Origin of the sequence: Archangium violaceum Cb vi76 (assembly GCF_000733295.1) — a bacterium.
In the GTDB taxonomy this organism is placed as follows: Bacteria; Myxococcota; Myxococcia; order Myxococcales; family Myxococcaceae; genus Archangium; species Archangium violaceum.
On the sequence record NZ_JPMI01000300.1, the window covers coordinates 46,370 to 71,197 of the forward strand.

At 68.8% G+C, this 24,828-nt stretch carries 20 protein-coding genes and 2 tRNA genes; 12 read left to right on the forward strand and 10 right to left on the reverse strand.

Features of this window, described 5'->3' with window-relative positions; translation table 11 throughout:
* Positions 1-23: 23 nt before the first annotated feature.
* Positions 24-1,280 carry a TetR family transcriptional regulator C-terminal domain-containing protein gene (locus Q664_RS41495; RefSeq protein ID WP_043409489.1) on the reverse strand — a complete coding sequence of 419 codons (1,257 nt, stop codon included), beginning with the start codon at positions 1,278-1,280 and terminating at the stop codon, positions 24-26.
* A 218-nt stretch (positions 1,281-1,498) separates the two neighbouring features.
* Here Q664_RS41495 and Q664_RS41500 point away from each other — a divergent pair, with 218 nt between their 5' ends.
* Positions 1,499-2,599 carry an NADH:flavin oxidoreductase gene (locus tag Q664_RS41500; protein WP_043409492.1) on the forward strand — a complete coding sequence of 367 codons (1,101 nt, stop codon included), beginning with the start codon at positions 1,499-1,501 and terminating at the stop codon, positions 2,597-2,599.
* A gap of 33 nt (positions 2,600-2,632) precedes the next feature.
* Here the strand turns inward: Q664_RS41500 and Q664_RS41505 are convergent, their stop codons facing one another.
* Together Q664_RS41505 and Q664_RS41510 are read right to left on the reverse strand one after the other, a co-directional pair.
* Positions 2,633-3,394 (reverse strand): DUF4336 domain-containing protein, encoded by a 762-nt coding sequence (locus tag Q664_RS41505; protein WP_043409496.1) that lies wholly within the window; start codon positions 3,392-3,394, stop codon positions 2,633-2,635.
* A gap of 11 nt (positions 3,395-3,405) precedes the next feature.
* On the reverse strand, positions 3,406-4,188 hold the full coding sequence (locus Q664_RS41510; RefSeq protein WP_043409499.1) for a CHAP domain-containing protein: 783 nt from the start codon (positions 4,186-4,188) through the stop codon (positions 3,406-3,408).
* A 134-nt stretch (positions 4,189-4,322) separates the two neighbouring features.
* Here Q664_RS41510 and Q664_RS41515 point away from each other — a divergent pair, with 134 nt between their 5' ends.
* From Q664_RS41515 to Q664_RS41545, 7 genes are all read left to right on the forward strand, one after another.
* Positions 4,323-6,011 carry a HEAT repeat domain-containing protein gene (locus tag Q664_RS41515; RefSeq protein WP_043409502.1) on the forward strand — a complete coding sequence of 563 codons (1,689 nt, stop codon included), beginning with the start codon at positions 4,323-4,325 and terminating at the stop codon, positions 6,009-6,011.
* A 70-nt stretch (positions 6,012-6,081) separates the two neighbouring features.
* Positions 6,082-8,109 carry an ATP-dependent helicase gene (locus Q664_RS41520; RefSeq protein WP_052519328.1) on the forward strand — a complete coding sequence of 676 codons (2,028 nt, stop codon included), beginning with the start codon at positions 6,082-6,084 and terminating at the stop codon, positions 8,107-8,109.
* A 23-nt stretch (positions 8,110-8,132) separates the two neighbouring features.
* A complete protein-coding gene (locus Q664_RS41525; protein WP_043409505.1) occupies positions 8,133-9,761 on the forward strand; it encodes an Hsp70 family protein in 1,629 nt (542 codons plus the stop codon).
* An 8-nt stretch (positions 9,762-9,769) separates the two neighbouring features.
* A complete protein-coding gene (locus tag Q664_RS41530; RefSeq protein ID WP_043409508.1) occupies positions 9,770-10,195 on the forward strand; it encodes an SCP2 sterol-binding domain-containing protein in 426 nt (141 codons plus the stop codon).
* 24 nt (positions 10,196-10,219) lie between these two features.
* Positions 10,220-10,498 carry a hypothetical protein gene (locus tag Q664_RS41535; RefSeq protein WP_043409558.1) on the forward strand — a complete coding sequence of 93 codons (279 nt, stop codon included), beginning with the start codon at positions 10,220-10,222 and terminating at the stop codon, positions 10,496-10,498.
* Between the two features lie 52 nt (positions 10,499-10,550).
* Positions 10,551-10,622, forward strand: a tRNA-Val gene (locus Q664_RS41540).
* A gap of 30 nt (positions 10,623-10,652) precedes the next feature.
* Positions 10,653-10,724: transfer RNA gene (locus Q664_RS41545), tRNA-Val, on the forward strand.
* 66 nt (positions 10,725-10,790) lie between these two features.
* Here Q664_RS41545 and Q664_RS41550 read toward each other — a convergent pair.
* Both Q664_RS41550 and Q664_RS41555 read right to left on the reverse strand, forming a co-directional pair.
* Complete coding sequence (locus Q664_RS41550; protein WP_043409511.1) at positions 10,791-11,777, reverse strand: TerC family protein; 987 nt, start codon at positions 11,775-11,777, stop codon at positions 10,791-10,793.
* Positions 11,778-11,813: 36 nt separating this feature from the next.
* Positions 11,814-12,713, reverse strand: a complete 900-nt coding sequence (locus tag Q664_RS41555; RefSeq protein WP_043409513.1) for a zinc metalloprotease HtpX — start codon at positions 12,711-12,713, stop codon at positions 11,814-11,816.
* Positions 12,714-13,072: 359 nt separating this feature from the next.
* On the opposite strand from Q664_RS41555, the gene Q664_RS41560 reads away from it, so the two are divergent.
* Together Q664_RS41560 and Q664_RS41565 are read left to right on the forward strand one after the other, a co-directional pair.
* Positions 13,073-14,131 (forward strand): hypothetical protein, encoded by a 1,059-nt coding sequence (locus tag Q664_RS41560; protein WP_043409516.1) that lies wholly within the window; start codon positions 13,073-13,075, stop codon positions 14,129-14,131.
* 213 nt (positions 14,132-14,344) lie between these two features.
* Complete coding sequence (locus tag Q664_RS41565) at positions 14,345-15,952, forward strand: Rieske 2Fe-2S domain-containing protein (RefSeq protein WP_043409519.1); 1,608 nt, start codon at positions 14,345-14,347, stop codon at positions 15,950-15,952.
* A gap of 6 nt (positions 15,953-15,958) precedes the next feature.
* Here Q664_RS41565 and Q664_RS41570 read toward each other — a convergent pair whose 3' ends face one another.
* The 4 genes from Q664_RS41570 to Q664_RS41585 are packed head-to-tail and all read right to left on the reverse strand — an operon-like array spanning position 15,959 to position 20,133.
* Positions 15,959-16,654 carry a hypothetical protein gene (locus Q664_RS41570; protein WP_043409522.1) on the reverse strand — a complete coding sequence of 232 codons (696 nt, stop codon included), beginning with the start codon at positions 16,652-16,654 and terminating at the stop codon, positions 15,959-15,961.
* Positions 16,651-17,754, reverse strand: coding sequence for a coiled-coil domain-containing protein (locus tag Q664_RS41575; RefSeq protein ID WP_052519329.1), 1,104 nt, complete (start codon positions 17,752-17,754; stop codon positions 16,651-16,653). Before Q664_RS41575 ends, Q664_RS41570 begins: the two co-directional genes overlap by 4 nt.
* Positions 17,755-17,779: 25 nt before the next feature.
* Positions 17,780-18,865: a hypothetical protein gene (locus Q664_RS41580; protein WP_043409524.1), complete on the reverse strand. Its 1,086-nt coding sequence runs from the start codon at positions 18,863-18,865 to the stop codon at positions 17,780-17,782.
* Complete coding sequence (locus tag Q664_RS41585; RefSeq protein WP_043409526.1) at positions 18,862-20,133, reverse strand: glycosyltransferase family 2 protein; 1,272 nt, start codon at positions 20,131-20,133, stop codon at positions 18,862-18,864. Before Q664_RS41585 ends, Q664_RS41580 begins: the two co-directional genes overlap by 4 nt.
* A gap of 403 nt (positions 20,134-20,536) precedes the next feature.
* On the opposite strand from Q664_RS41585, the gene Q664_RS41590 reads away from it, so the two are divergent.
* Positions 20,537-23,194, forward strand: coding sequence for a galactose oxidase-like domain-containing protein (locus tag Q664_RS41590; RefSeq protein WP_235217082.1), 2,658 nt, complete (start codon positions 20,537-20,539; stop codon positions 23,192-23,194).
* Positions 23,195-23,273: 79 nt separating this feature from the next.
* A complete protein-coding gene (locus Q664_RS41595) occupies positions 23,274-24,059 on the forward strand; it encodes a 4'-phosphopantetheinyl transferase family protein (RefSeq protein WP_043409566.1) in 786 nt (261 codons plus the stop codon).
* Here Q664_RS41595 and Q664_RS41600 read toward each other — a convergent pair.
* Entirely contained in the window at positions 24,056-24,817 is a 762-nt protein-coding gene (locus Q664_RS41600) for a thioesterase II family protein (protein ID WP_043409528.1), read from the reverse strand. The two genes, Q664_RS41595 and Q664_RS41600, sit on opposite strands and share 4 nt — an antisense overlap.
* Positions 24,818-24,828 lie beyond the last annotated feature (11 nt).

Consider the following 24,828-nt stretch of genomic DNA (forward strand, 5'->3'; position numbering starts at 1 on the left):
GCCTGTCATAGCCCAGAAGACCTTCAGCGCTTGTTCTGGACTGGCGCGGAGGACTTCTTGGTCTCGGGAGCGGAGGACTTGGCGGAGACGGTGTTGCTCGTCGTCTTCTTGGGCTTGGGGGCGGGCTCCGGGGGCTTCCGGGTGGAGGGGGGCTCCGCCTGCCTGGGCGCTGGCGCGGACACGTGGCTCACCGCCAGGACCGGCTTCAGCGACTCCTGAAGCTCTCCGCGCACCACCGCTCGGACGTCCTCCCGCACCGCCGCCCGCACCTCCCTCCGGATGAGGTCCTCGAGCGCCTCCTCCCGCAGGGCCGCTTTCAGCTCGCTCCGCACCAGGGCCTTCAGGTCCCCCTGGAGCTCGCCGCGCAGACCGGTCTTGAAGTCCGTCAGGTCCGTCTTGAGCGCCGCATCCAGCCCCTTCACGTCCTTCTGGAGCGGATCCACCGCCTTGCTGATGCCCTCGAGCGTGGCGCCGGTGACGGCCATGATGAGCTGCTGGGTGCTCTCGCTCTGGCTCTTCAGCTCCGTCTTGAACGAGCCCAGCGCGTCCCGCATCGCGCCCAGCGAGGCGATCTCCTGCTTGAGGTCCTCCAGCTCCCGGGAGCGGGCATCCAGCTCGTCCTTCTTCTGCGCGAGCATCGCCTGGGTGTCGCGCAGCAGCATGGTCTGCTGGGAGCAGCGCGCGTCGATGGAGAGCAGGTTGGCGTAGGTGCTGCCGGTGATCTGGCACATCGTCAGCGTCTCCTGCTCGTCGAGCAGCATGAGCGAGACGCTCAGGGCGAACATGACGATGGCGAGCATGGACAGCGCGGCGCCACGGGCAACGCGCAGGGTGAGACCCTGGCGGCCCAGGAAGCCCCGCCGCTGCAGGCCGAGGACTCCGGCCAGCGAGATGACCACCAGCGACAGGAGGGACAGCAGCTTGCCCGGGGAGATCTCCAGCACGAGCTTGGAGAGCAGCTGGATGGATTCCCACGTCGAGCTGTTCTCGAGGTCGAGCTCGGGGCGGGCGGTGCCGTTGTCCGCGATGCCCCAGGCGGGCTGTTTCACCTGGCAGCGCGTGCGCATGTCGCTGGCCCAGGAGGGCATGTCGTTCACGAGCGGGGTGCTCGGGCACAGGCCGAGGATGTACTTCGTGGTGCCGGTGGTGAACGCATTGTGGACCCGGTGGCGCTCGGTCGCCTTCGCGAGGGCCCAGTTCCACGAGTAGCCGAGGGCGGCGATCGCCAGGGCGAACGCGAGCCACGGCAGGGCCTTCTTGGCAACGGTACTCAGCGACATCGGTGGCGGCTCCTTGGGAGGCACGCGAGGGAGGGAACGGCGCCCTGGGAGGATCCCCCAGCCGTCCACGGGGAACAACGAGCCCTCCTTGCGACTGTCATGCACTCCGAGTTGTGGTTCCGCTGATTGCCGTCATCACCACTTCTAAATGCCCACGGGGAGTGGCGGGGTTAATCAGCCGCTTCTGAACGCATCACCCCCCCGGAGTGCCCCCCCAGATGGCCGCAGACGCCCTGTTCCGCCCCTTCACCCATCAGTCGCTGACGCTGAAGAACCGCATCGTCATGGCGCCCATGACGCGCTCGTTCTCGCCGGGCGGCGTCCCCACGCCCGATGTCGCCGCGTACTACCGCCGCCGGGCCGAGAACGACGTGGGCCTCATCCTCTCGGAGGGGACGGTGGTGAAGCGGCCCTCGGCCAAGAACGACCCCAACGTGCCCGACTTCCACGGCGAGCAGGCGCTGGCGGGTTGGAAGCGTGTCATCGACGAGGTGCACGCCGCGGGCGGGAAGATGGGCCCCCAGCTCTGGCACGTGGGCTCGGCGCGCAACCCCATGAGTACCTGGGTCGCGCCGCCTCCGGTGGACGCGCCCTCCGGCCTGTCCTCCCCGGGAAAGAAGTTCACCGAGCCCATGACGGACGAGGCCATCGCCGACACCATCTCCGCCTTCGGCCAGGCGGCGGCGGACGCGAAGCGGCTGGGCTTCGACGTGGTCGAGATCCACGGTGCGCACGGCTATTTGATCGACCAGTTCTTCTGGGCCGGCACGAACGTGCGGACCGACGCCTTCGGGGGCGCCACCCTCGCCGAGCGCTCGCGCTTCGCGGCCGAGGTGGTGAAGTCCATCCGCGCCGCGGTGGGCAAGGACATGGCCATCATCCTGCGCCTGTCCCAGTGGAAGCAGCAGGACTTCACCGTCAAGCTCGCCCAGACGCCCAAGGAGATGGAGTCCTGGCTCACGCCGCTCGTCGAGGCGGGCACGGACATCCTGCACTGCTCGCAGCGCCGGTTCTGGGAGCCCGAGTTCGAGGGCTCGGAGCTCAACTTCGCGGGCTGGGCCAAGAAGCTCACCGGCAAGCCGACGATCACGGTGGGCTCGGTGGGGCTGAGCGGTGAGTTCACGGCGGCGTTCCGGGGCGAGAGCTCCAAGCCCGCGTCGCTCGACAACCTGCTGCGCCGTCTGGAGCGGGACGAGTTCGATCTCGTGGCGGTGGGCCGCGCGCTCCTGGCGGATCCGCAGTGGGCCCGGAAGGTGCGCGAGGATCGCCACGACGAGCTGCAGGACTTCCACAAGGAGGCGCTCGCCCGTCTGGCGTGAGGCGCGAGGGCAGGGGGTCCGGCTCGTCGCGCGTCAACGCATCCAGGCGAACGCGCGCTCGAGCTGGGCTGCCGCATCATCGAGGTAGAGGCGGCCATGGGCGAAGAGCGCCCGGCGAGGCCGCCATGCCATCATCTGCTGGTAGCAGGCGCGCGCCCGCGGTCTGCGGCCCCAGGACGTCACCCGCACCTCGCTCGGCGTGTGTCCCGGCCACAGGGTGCCGCCGAGCGCGAGCAGCCAACGCAGGTGTGGCCGGACACGCTCTCGTTCGAGGGCCATGACCAGATCCGCCAGGATCAGGGTCGAGGACGCCTTGTGGAAGAACACGACCTCTTCCATGAAGCGGCTGCCCCTGAAGACGAGCTGGTCGATGTCGTCCGCCCATGACGAGGGCGCGTTGTCGTCGAGATCGGCATCGAACGGGACATCGATGTTCTGCGAGCGAGCGCGCTCACGAACTCCTGGAGACGCCCAGGCTGTCGCACGCGGATAGCGCTTCTTCCAGGCCGGGATGGCCGCGTAATGGAACCTGTTCGGCGAGACGAGGTGCTCGACGTGCCCGAGCGCATCGATCTCCGCGAACAGTTCTGGTGTCGGAGCCGTGGGAGACCAGATCCACAAGCCGCCCGAGCGCAGACGGATGATCGCCATGCGCGTGGGAAACGGCAGGGAGACCGGGCCATAGCTCATCTTGATGACGGGCCCATCCACCCACCAGATGCCGTCGGAGAGCGGCTTGAGCGTCGAGAGCGGAGCGTAGGGAAGAATCCCGTCACTCCATTCGAGGGGCGTCATGGCCTTGCCTTCTACCGCCGGGCCACGGCCGCGGCCTTCGTGGGCTTCGCGGGCTTGGGGTCGGGCAGCACGGAGCCGTAGGACGCGAACAACTGGCCGGTGAGCACGGGCATCTTCGTGGCCCCGGGCACCCGCAGCATGTCGTTGAGCACCTCGCCCGTGCGCGGATCCCTCCGCAGGCTCGGCTTCGCGAGGTTCATCCGGTAGCGCACCACGCCTCGCTTCACCCGGTGGATGACGACGACAGTGCCATCGCTGGCGACCTCGTCCACCAGCCCCACGTGGGTCAGCCCGTCGTTGCGGCGCCCGTCGCGGTTCTGGTCATAGGTCTCCCGGAAGAACACCAGGTCTCCCGGCTTCGGCTTGCCCCGGGTGAACACGCGGCCATGGTCCCGGGCGTAGCGGTAGATCGCGGTGACGCCATTGTCCCCGGCCACCCCGGAGCCGCGGAAGGAGACGCCGGCCCGCGCATACACGCCCTCGACGAAGCCGGTGCAGTCATCCGGCCAGGTGCGCCCGGCCACCTTCACCTTGCGGTTGCCCACGAGCTCCCTCGCGGTGGCGAGCACGTTCTCGCGGCTGGCGGCGGGCGGGGGAGGACGCACCTGCTTGCGGGGGGCAGGCGAGGCGGCGGGCGGAGCGGCGGTCACGCTCAGCGGCGCCTTGGGCGCGGCGGCGGGGGTCAGCGGGCTGTAGCGGTAGCTCGCGGCGATGACGCTCCCACCCATGGGCCTTCCGGTGGCGGCACATCCGGTCATCACCAGCAGTCCGGCGAGCAGCACGCAGAGCCTCATGTCGCGACCTCCCTGTAGCGAGTCCACGCCCGGATGGTGGGGCGGACAGGGGGTGTCGTCAAAAAACCTACCCAGCCAGGCGAGCGAGAAACGCCGGTTTTTTCACCCGGAGACGTGGTGGTAATCCTGGGGTGATGCGCAAGCTCCGAGCCCTCTCCCTGGTGTTGTTGCTGGCCGGCTGTGGCGCGCCCCGTGCGTACCAGCGGGCGCGAGACGCAGACACGTTGGAGGCCTGGCGCGCGTTCCTGCGCGAGTACCCGGAGGGCGACGACGCCGAGGCCGCCGAGGTGCGTGTCATCGAGCTGGAGTTCGAGGAGGCCTCGAAGCTCCACACGGTGCTGGCCTACAAGCGTTTCCTGGAGGCGAACCCGGATGTGCCGCAGGCGCGGGCGGCCCGGGCGTTGCTGGAGGGCCTGCGTTTCAACGCGGCGAAGGAGGCGGGCACGGCGGCGGCGCTGCGGCAGTTCCTGCGGGACCATCCGGATGGGGCGCAGCGCGAGGAGGCGCAGCGGCTCCTGAGGGAAGCGGAGCTGAAGGAGCTGTCCACGACGAAGGACACGCAGCAGCTGCGCGAGTACCTGCGCGAGTCGCCGGATGATCCGCGCCGGCTCCAGGTGGAATCCCGGCTGGATGACGAGAGCTTCGCCCGGGCGGAGACGGCGGGGGCGGGGCTGCTCTTCGCGTATCTGCGGGACTTCCCGGCGGGGCGCTACCGCGAGCAGGCGAAGGTGAAGCTGCTGGAGCTGGAGGTGGAGGGGCTGCTCGTCTCGGGGCTGTTGGAGGAGGCGGAGGCGCGAGTCGCGGGGCACCCGCTGGGGGTGAAGCTGAAGGACTTCCCGGCGCGTCTGGCCCGGGCCCGTGCCGAGCGCGTGGCGCTGCTCAGCCCCGAGCCCCTGGCCCAGTCCGCGCAGGTCGGACACTACCTGCGGAGCCTCGAGGATCTGCGGGCCGCGCTGGTGTCGCCGGACCCGATGGATCGGTGGCAGGCGGCGGAGGAGCTGGGCCAGCACGTGTCGGTGAAGGCGGTGGATCCTCTGCTGGAGACCTTCCGCGCGGGGCGCAATCCGCTCGTGCGGCAGCGGGCGCTGGACGGCCTGCGGACGGTGCTGAGCGCGCTGCCGAAGCCGGTGGCGGACTACGAGGTGGCGGTGCGGCTGGAGTCGCTGCGCGAGAAGGCGGGCAGCCCGGAGCTGTACCTGTCCATGGCGGCGTTGTTGGATCTCTCGGGCCGGCTGGGCGAGGCGGCCACCGAGTACCAGCGGGCCTTCATGCCGGAGGATCCGGATCCGGTGGTGCTGCGGCGCTGGGTGCAGCTGCGTGAGGAGCGGCGCCAGTCCTTCTCGGCGGCGGTGGCGGCGCGGCAGCTCGCGCTGTGGGCGCTGCGGGTGGCGCGCGAGGAGTCCATCTCCTCCGAGGGCAACGTCCCCCTGGCGGCGGCGCGGCAGTTGTGCTCGGCGGTGCACAACGCGCGCATCGCGTCCGAGGCGATCGCCCGGGCCCGGAAGACGAACACCGAGTTCCCCGAGGATCTGGACGGCTTCGCGCTGACGGCCACGGAGGCGGTGAAGCTGTCGGAGGCGCGGCTGGCGGACGCGGAGCTGCTGTTGCGCGAGCGTTCGCCCGGGGCGCGCACCTGTGGTGACGACGCGGTGCGTGAGCGCCTGGAGAGCGCCGTGTCCGAGCGCCGCGAGGCCCTGCGCGCGGTGGGCGCGAAGCTGCCGAAGCTGGCGCCGCTGCTGCTCGAGGTGGCCCGGCAGAGGGATCCCTCCCCGGAGATCCGCGCCGAGGCCGCGTCCCGGCTCACGGCGCTCCAGACCCACTGAACAGGTATTCTCCTGAGGGGGAGACCCACCCGATCCGCCAGGTCAGACCGACCAGTAGAGTGAGCCGTACATGGCCACCCGCACGTACATGCTGAAGGCCGCGACGGCGACTCCCGCGCCGCGGATCGACTATGAGCGGCTGCTCAACGAGGAGCAGTTGCTGGCGGTGGAGGCGGGGGAGGGGCCGGCGCTGGTCATCGCCGGGGCGGGCTCGGGCAAGACGCGCACGCTGACGTTCCGGGTGGCGCGGCTGCTGGAGCGGGGCATTCCTCCCGAGGGCGTGCTGCTGCTCACCTTCACCAACAGGGCCGCGCGGGAGATGACGCGGCGGGTGGAGGAGCTGACCGGGGCCTTCGCGGACGTGCGCAAGCTGCTGAGCGGCACCTTCCACCACGCGGCGCACGTGCTGCTGCGCCAGCACGCGGGGGCCATCGGCTTCTCCCGCGACTTCACGGTGCTGGATCGCGAGGACGCGCGCGACCTGATGTCCTCGTGCATCGCCGAGCGCAAGCTGCCCCGCGAGCGCCGCTTCCCCAAGGCCGAGGTGGTGTTGGACATGATCTCCATGGCCGCCAACCTGCAGTTGTCGGTGGCCGAGGTGCTGGTGGAGCGCCGGCCGCAGTTCCTCCCCGTGGCCGAGGACGTGCTCGCGGTGGCCCGCCGCTTCGCCGAGCGCAAGGGGCGCATGCACCTGATGGACTTCGATGATCTGCTGGTGATGCTCAAGCGGCTGCTCGTGGACAACCCCATCATCCGCGAGCAGCTCGTGCAGCGCTTCCACTGCGTGCTGGTGGACGAGTACCAGGACACCAACCGGCTGCAGGGCGAGCTCGTGGATCTGCTCGCCGGCGAGCGCCGCAACCTCACCGTGGTGGGTGACGACTGCCAGTCCATCTACAGCTTCCGGGGCGCGGACTTCACCAACATCATCGACTTCCCCAAGCGCTACCCGGGCTGCGGCATCTACCCGCTCACCCGCAACTACCGCTCGACGCCGGAGATCCTCCGGCTGGCCAACGCCTCCATCTCGCTCAACCAGCGTCAGTTCTCCAAGCAGCTCATCTCCTCGCGGCCCCCGGGGCCGGTGCCGGTGCTCGCGTGCACCCTGGACCTGGATCAGCAAGCCGCCTTCGTGGCCCAGCGGGTGCTCGAGCTGCGCGACGGGGGCATGCCCCTGGAGCAGATGGCCGTGCTCTACCGCGCTCACAGCCACTCCATCGAGCTGCAACTGGAGCTGGTCCGCCGGGGCATCCCCTTCCGGGTGCGCTCGGGGGTGCGCTTCTTCGAGCAGATCCACGTGAAGGACGTGCTCGCCCACCTGCGGCTGGTGGGCAACCCGCGGGACGAGCTGGCCCTCAAGCGCGTCTTCAAGCTGGTGCCCGGTATCGGTCCGGCCACGGCGGAGCTCCTCTGGGAGGTGCTGCTCGCCCTGCCGCCGGAGCTGTCCCTCGTGGAGGGGCTGGCCCGTCCCGAGGTCCAGGCCGAGCTCCCCCGGAAGGCCGCCGCCAGCTTCGCCCGGCTGATCCAACTCCTGGAGCGGCTGGGTACCCCTGGGTCCAATTTGACACCGGGGCAGATGATCCAAGACGTGCTGGCGGGAGGCTACGGCGAGTACCTGCGGACGGAGTTCCCGGAAGAGGAGCGGCGCGAGGACGACATCCGGCAGCTGGCGGAGTTCGCCGGGCGCTTCGAGGAGCTGCCGCGCTTCCTGTCGGAGATCGCGCTGGTGGCCGAATTCTCGGCCCGTGAGGCAACGGGAGAGCCTCCGGCCGAGAGCCTCACACTGTCCACGGTGCACCAGTCCAAGGGGTTGGAATGGCAGGCGGTTTTCGTCATCTCGCTGGCCGAGGGCCGCTTCCCGCTGCCCGGGGCCGCTCGGACGCCAGACGAGGAGGAAGAGGAGCGCCGGCTCTTCTACGTGGCGGCCACGAGGGCCAAGGATGAGCTGGCGTTGTGCTACCCGATCTCCGCCGTCCTGCGAGGGGGCGAGCGGGCGGTCCTCCGGCTCTCCCGCTTCGTCGAGGAGTTGCCGGTAGGTGAGGAGGCGCCCTACGACCGGCTGATCGTGGAGACGAGAACTGCGCAACCCGGCTCCTGACGTGATACAGGTAGTGCTCCACCATGGCGGACAGACCTCGCATCATCGGGATTGATCTGGGAACGACCAACACACTGGTCGCGTCCGTGAAGAACCGCATCCCGAAGATCGTCCCCACGGATCGCGGCAATCTGATCCTCCCCTCGGTGGTGGCGCTCTCCGGCAAGGGCGAGCTGTTGGTCGGTGGTGTGGCCAAGGATCAGATGGTCACCAACCCGAAGAACACGCTCTACGGGACCAAGCGCCTCATCGGGCGCAAGTACCAGTCGCGCGTCGTCGACGACCTCAAGGGCTACTTCAAGTACGACATCGTCGAGGCCCCGGACGGGGAAGCCGCGGTGACGCTGGGCGGGCGCATGTACACGCTGCCCGAGGTCTCCAGCTTCATCCTCAAGCAGCTCAAGACGATCGCCGAGCAGTTCCTGGGCGGCCCCATCGACGAGGCCGTCATCTCCGTGCCGGCGTACTACACGGACAGCCAGCGCCAGGCGGTGAAGGAGGCCGGCAAGCTCGCGGGCTTCAACGTCAAGCGCATCGTCAACGAGCCCACCGCCGCGGCGCTCGCCTACGGCTTCAACCGCGGGTTGGATCAGAAGATCCTCGTGTACGACCTGGGCGGTGGCACCTTCGACGTCTCGGTGCTGCACCTGACGGGCAACGTCTTCGAGGTGCTGGCCACCGGTGGCGACACCTTCCTGGGCGGCGTCGACTTCGACAACCGGGTGATGGACTACGTGCTCGAGAAGTTCTGGGAGGAGACCAAGGTCGACCTCTCGCAGAGCCCCATCGCCATGCAGCGCATCAAGAACGCCGCCGAGGCGGCGAAGATCGATCTGACGCTCATCCCCAACGTGGTCATCGATCTGCCCTACATCGAGGAGCGCAAGGGCAAGCCGTTGGACCTGCGGACCCCCCTGACGCGCGAGAACCTCAACGCGCTCACCATGGATCTGGTGGACCGCACGTTCGAGATCTGCGACCGGGTGCTGGCGGAGAAGGGCATCAACCGCTCGGAGATCGACGAGATCATCCTGGTGGGCGGGCAGAGCCGCATGCCGCTGGTGCAGCAGCGGATTCAAGAGCACTTCGGCAAGCCGCCGCGCAAGGGCGTGCACCCGGACGAGTGCGTGGCCCTGGGCGCCGCGCTGCTGGCGGACTCGCTGGGCACCATCGACTCGGTGACGCTGCTGGACGCGGTGTCCATGCCCATCGGTTACGCGCTGCCCAACGGGCGCGTGCGCCGGGTCATCGAGAAGAACTCCATCATCCCGCTGGTGAAGAGCTTCCGGCTGCCTCCTCCGAAGGATCCGGGCGCGCCCTTCATCGAGATGGACATCTTCCAGGGCGACAGCGACCTGATGGTGGACAACGAGTACCTGGGGACGCTCCGGGTGCCGGCGGAGTCCGCGGGACGGAAGATCGATTTTCGGCTCAACGAGGAGTGCCTGCTTCAGGTCATGGTCGAGGAGCCGGGCGGCCCCCGGCGGATCGAGCTGGCCACGCGGGACACGCCCGAGCTGCTCAAGAAGGAGCTGGCGCGGGTGGCCGAGGAGCGAGCCCTGAAGGCCGAGCAGGCGGCGTCCTCGCCGTCGTCCCACCAGGAGGGCAGCGGGTTGTTCTCCAAGGTCAAGAGCATCTTCCGTAGGGGGTAGGCGGCGGCATGGCCACGTTCCCGTCGAAGGAGTGGTGTGAGGAGGCTGTACGGCTGGTGAACGCGGATCCGGAGAGCTCGTTCGCCGCCCAGGGGTGGCAGGGAGAGATCGGGATCATCGTCGACGCGGAGCCGGGCAAGCTGGCTCGGACCTTCGTGGCGCACCTGGTGCCGCGCGGCGGCCGCATCGAGAAGCTGCGCGTGCTGGATGATCCAGACGACCTGGACGAGCTGGATCCGGCCTACCTGGCGCGGGCGCCCTACACGGTGTGGAAGCAGCTGCTGCAGGGGCAGTTGGATCCCGTGGAGGCGGTGCTGCGGCGGCGCATCGCGGTGAAGGGGGACCTGCAGCAACTCATCGAGCGCCTGCGGTTCAAGGGCATCGCGGATCGCGTCTTCTCCGCGCTCAAGACGGAGTACGTGGACGGGCCGTGAGTGCCCGTGGGGGGCAAGGCAGTCATGAGCATTCGCCGCAACCTGAAGAAGCAGGCGCTGGGCGTGTCGCAGATGGCCATGGAGAAGCTGCTGGCCGACGAGAAGCGGGCCATGGCGGTCGCCCAGGCGCTCGGCTCCGTGCAGCGGGGCAAGCAGGCGCTGGACCGGGGCCAGGAGGAGCTGATGCGGGCGCTGAGCTTCGCGACCCGGAGCGACTTCAAGGCCGTGGGCAAGAAGCTCTCCGGCCTCAAGCGCCGGCTGCGCGAGCTGGACGAGCGGCTGGAAGAAATCGCGCGAGAATAGCCGTTGACAGGGAACACGGCGGGTGGCATCTACCCACCCGTCGCTTCGTCGGGGGCGCATAGCTCAGCGGTAGAGCACTGCCTTCACACGGCAGGGGTCCCAGGTTCGAATCCTGGTGCGCCCACACCGACGACTCCCGACTTCACCGCGATCGGGGCGCATAGCTCAGCGGTAGAGCACTGCCTTCACACGGCAGGGGTCCCAGGTTCGAATCCTGGTGCGCCCACAAACACAGAGGCCGTGAGTCCCGAGGGGCTCACGGCCTTTGTGTTTTCCGGGCCGGCCCCGGAGTTCACTCCGCCGCGGGAGCCGGCTGCTCCCGCGAGGCCAGGGCCTTGTGCGCCTCGGCCCGTTCCTGCGCCCGCGCCTTCAGCAGCGAGGCCACGATGGAGCCTCCCAGCAGCAGCGTGATGACCACCAGCGAGACCGCGGGCGGCACCTTCATCACGTCGATCAGCGCCATCTTCGCGCCCACGAATACCAGCACCGCGGACAGGCCCACCTTCAGGTAGGAGAACTTCTCCACCGCCCCCGCCAGCACGAAGAAGAGCGAGCGCAGGCCCAGGATGGCGAAGATGTTCGAGGTGAAGACCAGGAACGGATCCGTCGTCACCGCGAAGATCGCCGGGATGGAGTCCAGCGCGAAGAGCACGTCCGTCAGCTCCACCAGCACCAGCGCCATGAACAGCGGCGTGGCCAGCTTCTTGCCATTCTCCACCGTGAAGAAGTGATCCTTGTCGAAGCGCGGCGTGGAGGGGATGACGCGCCTCGCCAGCTTCATGACGGCGCCGTCCTCCGGGTGCTCCTCCTTGTTGCGCTGCACGAAGAGCTTCACGCCCGTGAGGATGAGGAACGCGCCGAAGACGTAGATGAGCCAGTGGAAGCGCTGCAGCATCGCCACGCCGGCGAAGATCATCACCGCGCGCAACACCAGCGCGCTCAGGATTCCCCAGAACAACACCCGGTGCTGGTACAGCGACGGAATCTTCAGCGCCGAGAAGATGACGACGAAGACGAAGATGTTGTCGATCGACAGCGACTTCTCGATCAGATAGCCGGTGAGGAACTGCATCCCCGGCGTGGGCCCGAACTTCCACCAGATGCCCAGGTTGAACACCAGCGCCAGCGAGATCCACACCCCGCTCCACGTCAGCGCTTCCTTGAACTTCACCTCGTGCGTATGCCGGTGGAAGACCCCCAGGTCCAGCGCCAGCATCAACAGCACGAACACGATGAACCCCGCCCATAGGGCGGGGCTGCCTATACTTGGTATGTCCATGGAGGATTGTCTTTCTTTGTGAAGGGGCTGTGGCCGTCAGCGGGCGAAGGGCAGGGCGCTCCCGCTCCAGCCCCGGGCGGCGGGCATCCGCCTGGACTGATCGAGCAGCCGACGCACGCGCTCCTCCGTCCGGGGATGCGTCGAGAACAGCGACAGGATGTTCTGCATCCCCGCGAAGGGGCTCACGATGAACAGGCTCGCCGTGGCCGGACGCCCCTCCACCGGCAGCGCCATCGCCCCGGCCTCGAGCTTGCGCAGCGCGCTCGCCAGCGCCTCGGGGTCACCGGAGATCTCCCCGCCCGTCTGGTCCGCCAGGTACTCGCGCGAGCGCGAGATGCCCATCTGGATGACCGTGGCCGCGAGGGGCGCCACCAGCGCCAGTGCCAGCGTCTGCAGCGGAGAGAGGCCCTCCTCCCCATCCTCGTCCCGGCCGAGGAACATCGAGCCGAACAGGCCCACCGCGTGCGCCATGTACGTCACCGCCGAGGCCACCGCCGCCGCGATGGTGGACACCAGGATGTCCCGATTCTTGATGTGCGCCAGCTCGTGCGCCAGCACGCCGCGCAGCTCCCGCTCGTCGAGCACCTCCAGGATGCCCGCCGTCACCGCCACCACGCCGTGCTCCGGGTCACGGCCCGTCGCGAAGGCGTTCGGCTGCGCCTCGTTCATCAGGAAGACGCGCGGCTTGGGGATGCCCGCCCGCGCCGACAGCTCCTCCACCATCCGGTGCAGACCCGGTGCTTCCCGGGGGCTCACCTCCTGCGCCCCGTGCATGCTCAGCACCAGCTTGTCCGAGTAGAAATAGGCCCCCAGGTTCATCGCCAGTGACAGCACCAGCGCGCCAATGAGGAATCCCTTTCCCAACGCGGCGCCGATGCCGATGAGCACCACCGACAACACCCCGAGCAGCAGGAGGGTCTTGAGCTGATTCTTCATGCCTCCTGAATTAAAGGCCCGTCAATCATTCGGCAAATAGGTAATCAGGACGAAATCCTTCGGGAAAAACGAAGGATGGCGGGCGCCCGTTTTCAGGTTCCCAGGGCAGACAGGCGGATATGGCACCGGCATTTCGGGCCGGGATGATGCGGGGACGCCTTCTGTTCAGAGCCCAAACACCGGCTGGACCTGAATGTCCACCGGGCTCGTGAGTACCTGGCCGGTCCCAGGAGGCGGTGAGCGGGCGTGGAGTCATCCGCGCCGCCCTGTCTCCGTGATGGGGAGTGCCCGACGGGGCGGCATGTCGCCGTCCGTCAGGGGCTCCCCGCCTCACGGCCCCTCTGTATGGAGAATCATCGTTGATTCGCTATCGACTTCTTTCCGCCCTTTGCGCGTCCTTCTTCGTGGCTTCCGCCGTGGGTTGTGGTCCGGCGGATCAGGCGCCGGACTCGCGGACGCCCCCCAGCTTGAATGGTGATGGCATGGGTGGAGACCTGCCGGAGGACCCGGGGATCGCGACGCCTGCCCCCACTCCAACCCCCAGCACTCCAACGCCTGGGCCCGCTCCCACGCCCGAGCCGGTTCCCACGCCAGCTCCCGCCCCCGAGCCGGCACCTGCTCCCGAGGCCTCTCCAGCGCCCGCGTCGGACACCGACGTCTTCGGCGTGAAGATGCTCTACCCGACGAAGGCGGGCGGCGAGACGTGGTTCCTCAAGGACAACGCGCTGTCGGACTCGCGCTTCGATCCGCAGGACTCCATCACCCGCAACGCGGATGGCTCCTGGAAGATGAAGAGCAGCCAGGTGCGCATGCACGCGCTCACGTCCACCGGCTACGACTCGAAGAAGATTCCCACGTATGACCGGGACGTGCTGGCGAGCCGCGGCTACATGCAGGCCGCCAACGACTGGAAGAACGTGGAGATGACGGGCTTCGTCAAGGTGAACGCCGCCAGCAATTGGAGCGACAACTTCGCCTGGTACGCGCGCGGCGGCCGCCACACCGACTCGCTGGCTTGCGAGGGCTCCTCCTACAAGGGCGGTCTGCACTACGACGGCCGCGTCCGTTGGGAGAAGGAGTCCTGGCACGTGAGCTATGACAGCGTGCCCTACAAGCCGGGCACCAGCTCGCTCAAGGGCCGCTGGGTGGGCTTCAAGTCCATCATGAAGAACGTCACCTCCAACGGGAAGCTCGCGGTGAAGCTGGAGCTGTGGCTCAACGAGAACGCGGACAAGGTGACGTGGAAGAAGGTCTACGACGTCACGGACTCCGGCCAGATCGGTGGAGATGCAACGAATTGCGGTGGCGCCGTGGATGCCATGCCCATCACCTGGGGTGGCCCGCTGGCCACCTTCCGTTGGGACAGCGCCTCGGACGTGGACTTCAAGTGGCTGAGCGTGCGCGAAATCACCGAATAGGTCGGGTGGGTGGAGCCCACCTCGCATGATGGGTCTGGCGCGGGGATTTCCGTCGTCCCCGCGCCTTTTCCATGCACGGCGCGAGACTTCTGCCCGGTGTTGAACCGGTGGCTCGTACCCGGGGGCAAGTGGCCGTAGTGGGCCCCCCATACCAGCCTTCCCCCTCCACCAGCGCCTCGTCCGTGGCGCTGGACCTCGCGGGGGGATTCGTCCATGCAGATCACGTTCCTCGGGCATGCTGGCTTCCTGATCGAAACCCAACACGCCCTGGTGGTCGCCGACCCATGGTTGTCTCCTCATGGCGCCTTCGACGCGGCATGGATGCAATTTCCGCGCAACCATGACCTCGCACCCATGGTCCGCGAGAAGCTCGAGCACTCGCCCAAGGAGCGCTTCCTCTACATCAGCCACGAGCACAAGGATCATTACGATCCCGACTTCCTGCGCACCCTGACGAAGCGGGACTTCACCGTCGTCATCGGCCGCTTCCGCCGCACGGCGCTCCGGGACGACTTCGTGGCCTATGGTGCCAAACGCATCATCACCTGTGAGGACTCGCAGGAGGTGCCCTTCAAGGGCGGCTACCTGAAGCTCTATCTGACGGACTCGGGCACCAACCGGGACTCGGCGCTGCTGGTGCAGGCGGATGGGCAGTGTTTCCTCAACCTCAACGACTGCAAGATTCACGATCGGCTGCCGGCGGTGGTCGCGGAGGAGGGGCCCATCGATGTCTTCACGGCCCAGTTCTCGGGCGCCATCTGGCACCCCACCTGCTACGACTACTCGCGCGAGGACTACGCCGAGCACTCGCGGCAGAAGCGGGGCAGCAAGTTCGAGGCGGTGGCTCGCGCCATGGAGACGGTCCGGCCCCGGGTGTACCTGACCTCGGCGGGCCCGGCCTGCTTCCTGGATCCGTCGCTCTTCCACATCAACCTCGAGCCGGTGAACATCTTTCCCCGCGCCTCGGAGCTCTTCACGTTCCTCCAGCACCGGCTGGCCGGGAAGACGCCGCGCCTGCTCGAGCCCATGCCCGGGGACGTGCTCGACGCGGGCCTCGGGGAGATGGTCTCGCTCGCACCCGAGCGCGTCACCGAGGAGAACGTCTCGCAGTACCTGCGCTCCTACGCCGCGCTCCAGACGCGTGTCTTCCGTGAGCGGCGGCGCAACATGATGCTCGAGGAGGTGGACCGCATCCACCTGCGGCTGCGCGAGGAGATGCAGCAGAAGCTGGATGCCTTCTCGCTGGCGGACCGGGTGATGACGCCCCTGTATATGGGCCTGGTCGAGCTGCCCGGGCAGCTCATCCGCGTGGACTTCCGCTCGGGCCGGGTGGAGGTCGTCAGCGAGGTGAGGGACGTGAGCCGGTACACGTTCACCTCGAGCGCGGCGGACATCGTGCGCGTGCTGGATCGCAAGCTGAACTGGGAGGACTTCCTGCTGTCGTTCCGCTTCCGGGCCTCGCGCTCGCCCGATGTGTATGACGCCAGCCTGCACAACTTCCTCGCCGCCGAGATCGAGGATCTGCGCGCCATGTGCGACACCACGCTGGCCACCGAGTCGCGCAAGGAGCGCACCGTGGTGACGGCCGGAGGGATGCGTTACGCCGTCAACCGGTATTGTCCGCACCAGGGGGCGGATTTGCGCGAGGGGTGGGTGGAGGAGGGGCGTTACCTCGTGTGCCCCCGCCACCGCTGGCGCTTCGATCTGCAGGACGGTGGAAGCTGCGGCACCAACGGGTGCTCCGTGAAGGCCGAGTGCCTCGGGGTGGAGAAGGACGAGGGCTCGCGGGAGTCCTCGGTGGAGCCCAGGCCGGCTCCGTGAGGAGGGTCACGGGGTGGAGAGCAGTTCCACGTCGAACCGGCCGTTGTCCGTGCGCAGGCCCACCGGTCCATCGAAGGTGAGCGCCTCGGCTGGCAGCTCTCCTTCCCAGACCGTGCTCCCGTCCACCTGTACCTTCAGCGCCGCGCCCTGGAGCTCCGCTCGCAGGGTGTGGCTGCTCCCCGGCTCGAGCCCGGGCACCGCTTCCTTGCTCCGCGGTTTCACCGTCCGGTAGCCCCCGTTACCGCAGTCGTCCGAGCGGGACATCCCCGGGTTGTGTTTCATCGACACCACCAGGCCCGCCTTCGGCTCCAGGCGCCACATCACGTAGACCACGTTGCAGCCGTCCCTCGCCCTCAGCTTCAGCCCCACCTGCCGCCGCAGCTCCCCTGACTGCAACGGCTTCTGCTCCTGCGTGGCTCCCAGGTAGGTGAAGCGCAGCTCGGCGACCCGCGCTTCCTCTCCTCCCGTGGCCCTCGGTCCCCGTGTCTTCGGCCCTTCTCCCGTGGACACCACCGCCCGCACCTTCGGGTCCTCGATGCGCAGGCGTCCCCCCGTGACGGGCTCCAGCTTCCCCTGCGTCGCCTTCATCCGCTTCGCGGTGAGCGGGCCGTCCTCCCGAGTCTTCTTCATCGGCCCTCCTGGAGACGCCGGTGGTGCGAGCAACCCCAGCAGCGAGGCGAGCAGGAGCGGCCGGCCCATCATGGCCGCTCCTCTCCCAGGAAACGGCCCAGCTCCGCCACGTGCGTCTTCAGCCAGGCCTGCTCGGCCCTCAGCCGCGCCAGCTCCAGCACCAGGTAGTCCCGGTAACGGCGCACCTTCGCCGTCTCCATCGCCTGGAGCTCCCGGAGCTGTCCCTCCAGGTCCGTCACCAGCACCGACACCTCGCGCAGGCGTGCCTCCTCCGCCGAGTGTCCCGCACGCAGCTCGCGCACCAGCTGGGTCACCTCCTGGCTCACGCCTTCCACGTCCTCCTCGAGCAGGCGCCGGCGGCCCTCCCGCGCCCGCGCGTTCGCCGGCGGCTGCCACAGGTTCCCCAGGTTGTACGAGACCGTCAGCATCCCGAAGAACGGCACGTCCTGCTGCACGTTGATCAGCTCGTCGTACCCGCCCCGCAGCCGCACCTTCCACGCCGATGCGCTCCGCTGGCTCGCGGACTCCGCTTCCACCCGATCATCCGCCGCGCGGAAATCCCGCAACCACGTGGACAGCGGCCGCTCGGCGGGGCGGGGCAGGGTGGCGAGCCGCTCGCGCTCCTTCGCCGTCTCGTACGCCAGCGACCGCAGCCCATCCAGCCGCAGCTGCAACGCGTTGAGCTCCTCGACCGTGGCCCGGCCTTCCTTCACCTCGTCGCGCAGCGAGGCCAGCAGTTGCCCGGCCTCGGGCAGGGCGGCCTCCAGGACCCGCGCCCGGGCGGCCAGCGCGGCCTCGGCGCCCACGTCCGTGCCCCGCTTCACCGCCACCCGCAGGGCCGAGAGCGCCCGGTACCGCTCGCACTCCGCCTCCGCCCGGCGGCGGATGGACAGCCCTCGGTACAGCCCCACGAAGTCATAGTCCACGCCCGCGGTGATCCGCGGCGTCGGGCTTCCCAGGGGCACGCCTCCGCTCCCTCCGGCCTCGCCCGCGTTCACCATGCCCACGCTCGCGAACACGTCCGGCGCGAGCAGCACCGCCGACTCCGCGTCGCCCACTCCGCGCACGAAGGCGCAGTAGCCCGGATCAGGCGCCTCTCCCTCCGGCGCCTGCGCTCCCGCGACTCCCGCTCCGAGGCCGGCCAGCACGCTCCATGCAACCTCCCACCGCATGCCCGTCTCCTTCCTCGCTCCGGCCCTACAGCAGCAGCGGCGGCCGCCCCAGCAGCAGCAGCTCGTCACGCGCCCAACGCTCGTCCCGCAGCTTCAGCTCCACCATCACCCCGCGCAGCATCGTCTGGCGCACCGGGTGCTTCACCGTCACTTCGCCTTGCAGCACCTGGCCCACCACTCCCACCTCCCGGCACCACGCCAGCTTCAGCGCGCACCGGTACAGCGGGCTCCCCGCCTCCGCGTTCTCCAGGTTCTCGTACGGCACGAAGCCCACCGTCAGCCCCCGCTCGATCGCCTCGAGCCACGGCGAGCTCCGGATGGACGCGAGCAGCGCGTCGTAGCGCGCCACCGCCTCGTCCAGCGACTTCAGGCTCTCCGTCAGGTGGCGGCGATCGCTCTCCGCCCGCGCCACCTCCAGCACCGAGCGCGTGTACTCCCGCTCCAGCAACAACACCTCCGTGTTGAGGCCCGTGCTCTTGCCTCCCAGCGAGGCGTCGAAGCCGTCCAGCTCGCGCTTCACCGCCTCCCACTTCGTCTGCAGCTCCGCCGAGCCCTCCGCCAGCGACAGGTTGCTCTGCGCCATCTGCGCCAGCTGGTGGTTGGCCGTGAGCCGCTCCTCGCGCTCCAGCATCCGCGCGTTGTAGAGCGCCTCCGTCCGCGTGCGCGCCATGCCCGCGTAGGCCCGGTTGGACTCGGAGATCTCCCGTGCCGCCTCCTGGTACTCCCGGCGCAGCGTGGCCAGCCGGCGCAGCGCCTTCGCCCGCGCCGTGCGCTCGCTGCCCAGCGCCACCCGGAAGCGCTCCTGGAAGTCCTTCTCCGCGCCCATCAGCCGCTCGGCCTGCTCCATCCGGGCTTCCAGCTCCCGGCGATCGGCCAGCAGCTTGTCCCGCGAGGCCGCCTGCTGCGCCAGTTGGGCGTTGAGCTGGAGGATCTCCGGATCCGTCGGAGACACCACCGTGGGGGTCAGCCACGAGTGGTTCACGAAGAAGAAGATCTGCACCCCCAGGTACGAGACGAGCCCCGCCAGGATGAGCGCCAGCAGCACCGAGCCCAGGGCCTTGTAGGCGTTGACCGCGACCGTGTTGAGCTTGTTGACGATGCGCTGATTCATGATGTCGAACTCCCTCCCGCCGCGCGGGTGGGCGCGATGGTGTCGGCCGTGCCATCCGGAGGCGGTGCGCTCGCGGGAGGCACTCCCGGCGCGGTGCTCGGCTTGCCCCGTGTCTCCCAACTGCCCGAGTCCAGCGTGAACAACGCCAGCGGAGTGAAGAGCGCATAGGTGATGGGCATCAGCAGACCCATGGGCAGGAAGGAGAGCGCCGGCACCCGCATCTCCGGGGGCAGGTCTCTCTTGTGGATGCGGTAGATGAGCCCCATGGCTCCCATGACGAGCATGTGCAGCAGCAGCACCCCCCAGAACTGCCCGTTGATGATGTTGTGGACGATGATGACGGGATAGGAGAGCAGCAGCGCCAGCTGTGACACGTAGTGGACACCCACCACCGGGTGCAGCCTCCAGGCGTGGCTCAGTCCACAGATCATGTCCACCAGGTTGGAGCGCCGCCACCTCAGTTGTTGGGAGAAATACCCCGCCAGCGTGGCCGGCGCGGCCGTCTGGCACCACGCCTCCGTGGTGTACACCGTCTCGTAACCCGCCTTGACGATCTGCCGCGTGAGGAAGCGGTCCTCGCCGTATTTGATGGGGACGCCGGCGATGTTGCGCGCCTCGAGGATCGGATCCAGCTCCAGCAGCACGTGGCGCCGGTACGCGGTGAGGCACCCGGACAGGCACAGCACCGAGCGGAAGCTCCGCTCCAGATCCTTCAGCCACTCCTGGGCGAAGTAGAACTTGATCTCGATCATCCGCGTCATCCAGTTCTGATGACGGTTGGCCACGTAGGTGCGGCCACCCACCGCGGCGATGCGCGGGCTGACGAAGCGGCGCACCAGCTCGCGCACGGCGCTCGAGTGCACCACCACGTCCGAGTCCACCGAGACGATGATCTCCGCCGTGGCCTCGCGCACCGCCCGGGCAATGCCCTTGCGCTTGCCCATGTTGTGGGGGTTGCGCATCACCTTCACGTTGGGGTGGCCCTCGGCGGCCTTGAGTGCCCAGGCATGGCTGTCATCGGTGGAGCAATCGTCCACCACGCAGATGCTCAGCTTGTCGTGAGGGTAGTCCTGGCGCAGCAGGCTGCGCACCGCGTGGAAGATGCCCTTGCCCTCGTTGAAGAGGGGAATCACCACCGTGACGGTCGGCTGGTAGCCGTCGTCCGTGGCATCCACCCACCGGCCACGCACCCGCCGCAGCAGCGGACCGAGCACGTACCGGTTCATCATCACCACCAGTACCAACAGGTGAACGGGGAACAGTTCCATATCCCAACCCGGCGCCGGGATGAGCCCGGCGCGTCCACACACTCTCTCCTGACGCTCTCTCCTGGCCTCGTCCCGCTCCGTTGTCCCCCCTTGGGCCCCGATCGCGCGCATGGCGGCGCGGTGCTTCGGGGCGGCCTGGAAACTCGACCCGTGCCAGACCGCCCACAACTGCCCCCTGGGGCTGTATGCGTGTCTTTCATGCCCGGCTCCTCCTTCCATGTCGGAGGCCGGGGCACATGGACACCCATGCCTGTCATCCGCCGGGCAGGAGGTATGGACCGAAGCGGCACTTGGCAACATCCCCGCGGGTCCTAGGTTGAGCTGCCTCACGGATGGGGCAGGGAGGGGACGGATGGGGCGAGCAGCCTTGAGGGCTTGGGGGAGAAGTCTGTTATTGGCGGCGATGTTGCTGGCGGTGATGCCGCCGGTGGCGGACGCGGCGGATCCAAAGGTGGCGGGGGAGTGGTCGCCGATGACGGCCTTTCCCATCTCGTTCACGCACGCGCACCTGCTGCCCACCGGCAAGGTGATGTTCTTTGGCGAGTTCGATGAGGGGCTGCTGCCACCGCGGCTGTGGGATCCCGCGACCGGCGCGCTCACGAACCTCCCCCTGCCCGACTACAACATCTTCTGCTCGGGCCACTCCTATCTGGCGGATGGGCGCCTGCTGCTGACGGGCGGGCACGAGCTGTCCCACGTGGGCTACCCCTACGTGACCATCTTCGATCCCTTCACGCTCACCTGGAGCCGCACCCAGGACATGAACGACAACCGGTGGTACCCCACCAACACCACGCTGCAGAACGGTGACGTGGTGGTGCTCTCGGGCGAGACCCACGCGGCGGGCAGCACCAACCCGCTGCCGCAGGTGTGGGAGGCCAAGACGGGCAGGTGGCGCGATCTCACGACCGCCATCCAGGATCTGCCCTACTACCCGCGCATGTTCCTGGCGCCCAATGGCAAGCTGTTCTTCGCGGGCCCCTGGCGCCGCTCGCGCTGGTTGGACCCCGAGGGGACCGGCACCTGGTTCGACGGCCCGAGCAGCGTGTACAACGGCCGGAGCTACGGCGCCGCGGTGATGATCGGCTCCAAGGTGCTCATCATCGGAGGCGGCTCGCCCGCCACCGCCACCGTGGAGGAGATCGATCTCTCGCAGCCCTCGCCCACCTGGGTGACACGCGCCCCCATGGCCTGGCCCCGGCGCCAGCTCAACGCCACCCTGCTGCCGGATGGCAAGGTGCTGGTGACGGGCGGCAGCAGTGGCGAGGACTTCGATGACGATGACCTGCCCGTCAAGGTGCCCGAGCTCTACGATCCCGACACCAATACGTGGACGAAGCTGGCCCCCGCCGTGGACTACCGGGGCTACCACTCGGCGGCCCTGCTGCTGCCGGACGGGCGCGTGCTGACCGGAGGTGGCCGCAACCGCCGCACCACGGAGATCTTCTCGCCCCCGTACCTCGAGCAGGACGGCCCACGCCCCATCATCCAGGGGACGCCCGCCGTCATCACCCCGGGGACGCAATTCCTCCTCCAGACCGCGGATGCGGCCCGGGTGGCCAAGGTGACGATGCTGGCGCTCGGCTCGGTGACCCACGCCTTCGATCAGCACCAGCGCTTCCTCAAGCTGTCCTTCACCCAGGCCAGCGGAGGGCTCCAGGTGAGCGCGCCCGTGAACAATCTGGCCGCGCCTCCGGGCTACTACATGCTCTTCCTCGTGGATGGGCGCGGCGTGCCCTCGGTGGGGCGCATCGTCAAGGTGGGCGTCGTGGAGCCGGCCGCCAAGAAGAAGATCCTCTTCAGCGACACGTGGAAGTACGACGATCGGGGCGTCGATCAGGGCACCGCCTGGCTCGCCCGGGACTTCGATGACTCGGCCTGGAAGTCGGGCCCGGGCCAGCTCGGCTACGGGGACGATGACGAGGGCACGGTGCTCACCCCGGGCTCTCCCACCGTGTACTTCCGCAAGAAGATCACCCTGGAGAACATCGTCACCGAGGCGAACCTCGAGGTGCTGTACGACGATGCCATCGCCGTGTGGATCAACGGCGTGCAGGTGTTCTCCCGCAACATGGGCAACGGGACGGCCTTTGGCGTCACCGCCACCAGCTCGACGACGAATGCGTACGAGCGTGCCCAGCTCTCGCTGGCTCCCAACCCGTTCCGCATCGGCGAGAACGTGATCACCGCGATGGTGAAGCAGGTGTCCGTCAACTCGAATGACTTGACCTTCGCGCTCTCGCTGGCGGTGGCGCAGCTGTCCGGGCCGGTACCGGACACGCTGGTGGTCTCCTCGCCCAATGGGGGCGAGGTGCTCCAGCCCGGCACCTCCATGCCCATCACCTGGTCCAGCACCGGCAACGTGCCCAGCGTGGACCTCGCGCTGTCCGCGGATGGCGCCGCGAGCTGGACGCCCATCGCCTTCGGCGTGCCCAACACCGGCCTGTATGCCTGGACGGTCCCGGACCTGAACACCAGCCAGGCCCTGGTGCGCGTGTCCCGCGTGGGTGGCACCACCCCCCTGTCGGACGTGAGCAACGCGCCCTTCACCATCAGCCGGCAGGTGAGTGTCATGGCCATCCCGTTCCGCTCCACGTGGAAGTACCTGGATACCGGCGTGGATCCCGGCGCCGCCTGGAGCACCGCGGGCTTCGATGACACGGCCTGGCCCTCGGGAGCCGCCCAGCTCGGCTACGGCGATGGTGACGAGGCCACCGTGCTCAACCGCACCACGCCCTCCCAGTCGAGCGTCTACTTCCGAAAGAAGATCACCGTGAACGGCATCGTCACCCAGGCCAACCTGCGCGTCCTCTTCGACGATGGCATCGCGGTGTTCGTCAATGGGACGCAGGTGTTCGGCCGGAACGTGGACAAGGGCGTGGCCCACGACAAGTACGCGAGCGCCGGAACGGAGAACGAGCTGGCCTCCGGTCCTCTCCCCACGGGCGTGTTCGTCCCGGGGGAGAACACCATCGCCGTGGTGGTGAAGCAGACGGGGGCGACGTCGCCGGATCTGACGTTCGACCTCGAGCTGCAGCTCGGCGTCGTCCCGAGTCCGTGAGCGGACAGGCGGCGCGCCCGCTCCCCGGGCTGGCGCGTCCGCCCGTGACGCGATAGGGGTGGGGATCGGACTGCCCACCATGCCGAGCCTCCCGACCGAGCCGCCCCTCTCCCTTCGTCCCGATGAGGTCCACCTGTGGGTGGTGGAGCCGGAGCGTGTCTCCGAGCCCCGGTTGCTCGCCGCCTACCTCGCGATGATCAACGCGGAGGAGCGGGAGCGGCACTCGCGCTTCCGCTTCGACAAGCACAAGCTGCAGTTCCTCGTGTCCCATGCGCTGGTGCGCGTCACCCTGTCGCGCTACGCGCCGGTGCCGCCCGAGGCCTGGCGCTTCGCCGTCAACGCCTACGGGCGTCCCGAAATCACCGGAGACGGGCTGCCCCGCCTGCGCTTCAACCTCTCGCACACGGACGGCATGGCGGTGTGCGCGGTGGCGCTCGACACGGACGTGGGCGCCGACGTGGAGTACTCCGGCCGCCCGGGCCAGACGGTGGAGCTGGCGGACTCCTTCTTCTCCCGCTCCGAGGTACATGCCCTCCGCGCCCTCCCGGCCGAGCGTCAGCGCGAGCGCTTCTTCGACTATTGGACCTTGAAGGAGTCCTACATCAAGGCCCGGGGCGCGGGGCTGAGCCTGCCGTTGGATCAGTTCGCCTTCCACCTGGAGGCCGGACAGCCGCCGCGCATCTCGTTCGACCCACGACTGGTGGACGACCCGGAGACGTGGCAGTTCGTGCAGCTGCGGCTGGCACCGGAGCACCCGGCGGCGGTGGCGGTGCGCCGGACCCGGGGATTGCCACTGACGGTGCGCTGCCAGCGGACCGTGCCGCTGGCGGGGGATGGGCCGCCGTGGCTCGTCCCGGCCCGCTAGGGACCCACCTCGGGGCACCAGCGGACGAGCTCCTCGCGCAGGGCCGCCAGCAACTGCTCCCGGGCGGTGCGCAGGAAGAAGTGCGTGCCGGGGAAGTGGCGCGCGCGGAAGTCGCTGGTGGTCAGCTCGCTCCAGCGCTCGAGCTCCGGCATGGGGACGTGTGAGTCCGTGTGCGAGCCGAAGGCGGTGATGGGGCAGCGCACCGGCAGGGCGGGGAGCACCGAGTCGGCGATGGAGAAGTCGGCGCGCAGCATCGGCATCACCATGTCCAGCAGCTCTTTGTGGGCGAAGACCTCGGCGGGCGTGCCCTCGTACTTGCGGAGCAGCTCGATGAAGGCCGCGTCATCGAGCTCGTCGCGGGACTCCCGTGCGCGGTGGGGAGCGCCGGCGGCGGCCACCACCATGCCGAGGGGCAGGGGAGCGCCACGGGACTGCCAGCGCTGCGTGAGCGCCAGGGCCACCCGCGTGCCCATGCTGTAGCCGAAGAAGACGAAGGGCTTGTCCAGCAGAGGAGCCAGCGCCGGCTCCAGCGCGTCCAGGAGCGAGGGGATGTCCCGGAAGGGCTTCTCCATGATGCGCCGCTCACGGCCAGGAAGCTGCACGGAGACGAGCTCGACCCCGGCGGGGAGCGCCGCGCCCCAGCCGTTGTAGACGGAAGCGCCGCCTCCGGCGAAGGGGAAGCAGAACACCCGCAGGCGCGCGTTGGGGTTGGGTTGACGGGTCGGGAACCAGGGATTCGTAGGGGCCGCGGGACGCATGGGACAGGAAG

Excerpts from the sequence above, each read along its gene's own strand:
- Q664_RS41590 (WP_235217082.1), top strand. The coding sequence starts at position 20,537 with ATGTTGCTGGCGGTGATGCCGCCGGTGGCGGACGCGGCGGATCCAAAG.
- Q664_RS41510 (WP_043409499.1), bottom strand. The coding sequence starts at position 4,188 with ATGAGGCTCTGCGTGCTGCTCGCCGGACTGCTGGTGATGACCGGATGT.
- Q664_RS41520 (WP_052519328.1), top strand. The coding sequence starts at position 6,082 with ATGGCCACCCGCACGTACATGCTGAAGGCCGCGACGGCGACTCCCGCG.
- Q664_RS41580 (WP_043409524.1), bottom strand. The coding sequence starts at position 18,865 with ATGAATCAGCGCATCGTCAACAAGCTCAACACGGTCGCGGTCAACGCC.
- Q664_RS41550 (WP_043409511.1), bottom strand. The coding sequence starts at position 11,777 with ATGGACATACCAAGTATAGGCAGCCCCGCCCTATGGGCGGGGTTCATC.
- Q664_RS41530 (WP_043409508.1), top strand. The coding sequence starts at position 9,770 with ATGGCCACGTTCCCGTCGAAGGAGTGGTGTGAGGAGGCTGTACGGCTG.
- Q664_RS41500 (WP_043409492.1), top strand. The coding sequence starts at position 1,499 with ATGGCCGCAGACGCCCTGTTCCGCCCCTTCACCCATCAGTCGCTGACG.
- Q664_RS41535 (WP_043409558.1), top strand. The coding sequence starts at position 10,220 with ATGAGCATTCGCCGCAACCTGAAGAAGCAGGCGCTGGGCGTGTCGCAG.
- Q664_RS41525 (WP_043409505.1), top strand. The coding sequence starts at position 8,133 with ATGGCGGACAGACCTCGCATCATCGGGATTGATCTGGGAACGACCAAC.
- Q664_RS41575 (WP_052519329.1), bottom strand. The coding sequence starts at position 17,754 with ATGCGGTGGGAGGTTGCATGGAGCGTGCTGGCCGGCCTCGGAGCGGGA.
- Q664_RS41515 (WP_043409502.1), top strand. The coding sequence starts at position 4,323 with ATGCGCAAGCTCCGAGCCCTCTCCCTGGTGTTGTTGCTGGCCGGCTGT.
- Q664_RS41555 (WP_043409513.1), bottom strand. The coding sequence starts at position 12,713 with ATGAAGAATCAGCTCAAGACCCTCCTGCTGCTCGGGGTGTTGTCGGTG.
- Q664_RS41600 (WP_043409528.1), bottom strand. The coding sequence starts at position 24,817 with ATGCGTCCCGCGGCCCCTACGAATCCCTGGTTCCCGACCCGTCAACCC.
- Q664_RS41585 (WP_043409526.1), bottom strand. The coding sequence starts at position 20,133 with ATGGAACTGTTCCCCGTTCACCTGTTGGTACTGGTGGTGATGATGAAC.
- Q664_RS41595 (WP_043409566.1), top strand. The coding sequence starts at position 23,274 with ATGCCGAGCCTCCCGACCGAGCCGCCCCTCTCCCTTCGTCCCGATGAG.
- Q664_RS41570 (WP_043409522.1), bottom strand. The coding sequence starts at position 16,654 with ATGATGGGCCGGCCGCTCCTGCTCGCCTCGCTGCTGGGGTTGCTCGCA.
- Q664_RS41495 (WP_043409489.1), bottom strand. The coding sequence starts at position 1,280 with ATGTCGCTGAGTACCGTTGCCAAGAAGGCCCTGCCGTGGCTCGCGTTC.
- Q664_RS41565 (WP_043409519.1), top strand. The coding sequence starts at position 14,345 with ATGCAGATCACGTTCCTCGGGCATGCTGGCTTCCTGATCGAAACCCAA.
- Q664_RS41505 (WP_043409496.1), bottom strand. The coding sequence starts at position 3,394 with ATGACGCCCCTCGAATGGAGTGACGGGATTCTTCCCTACGCTCCGCTC.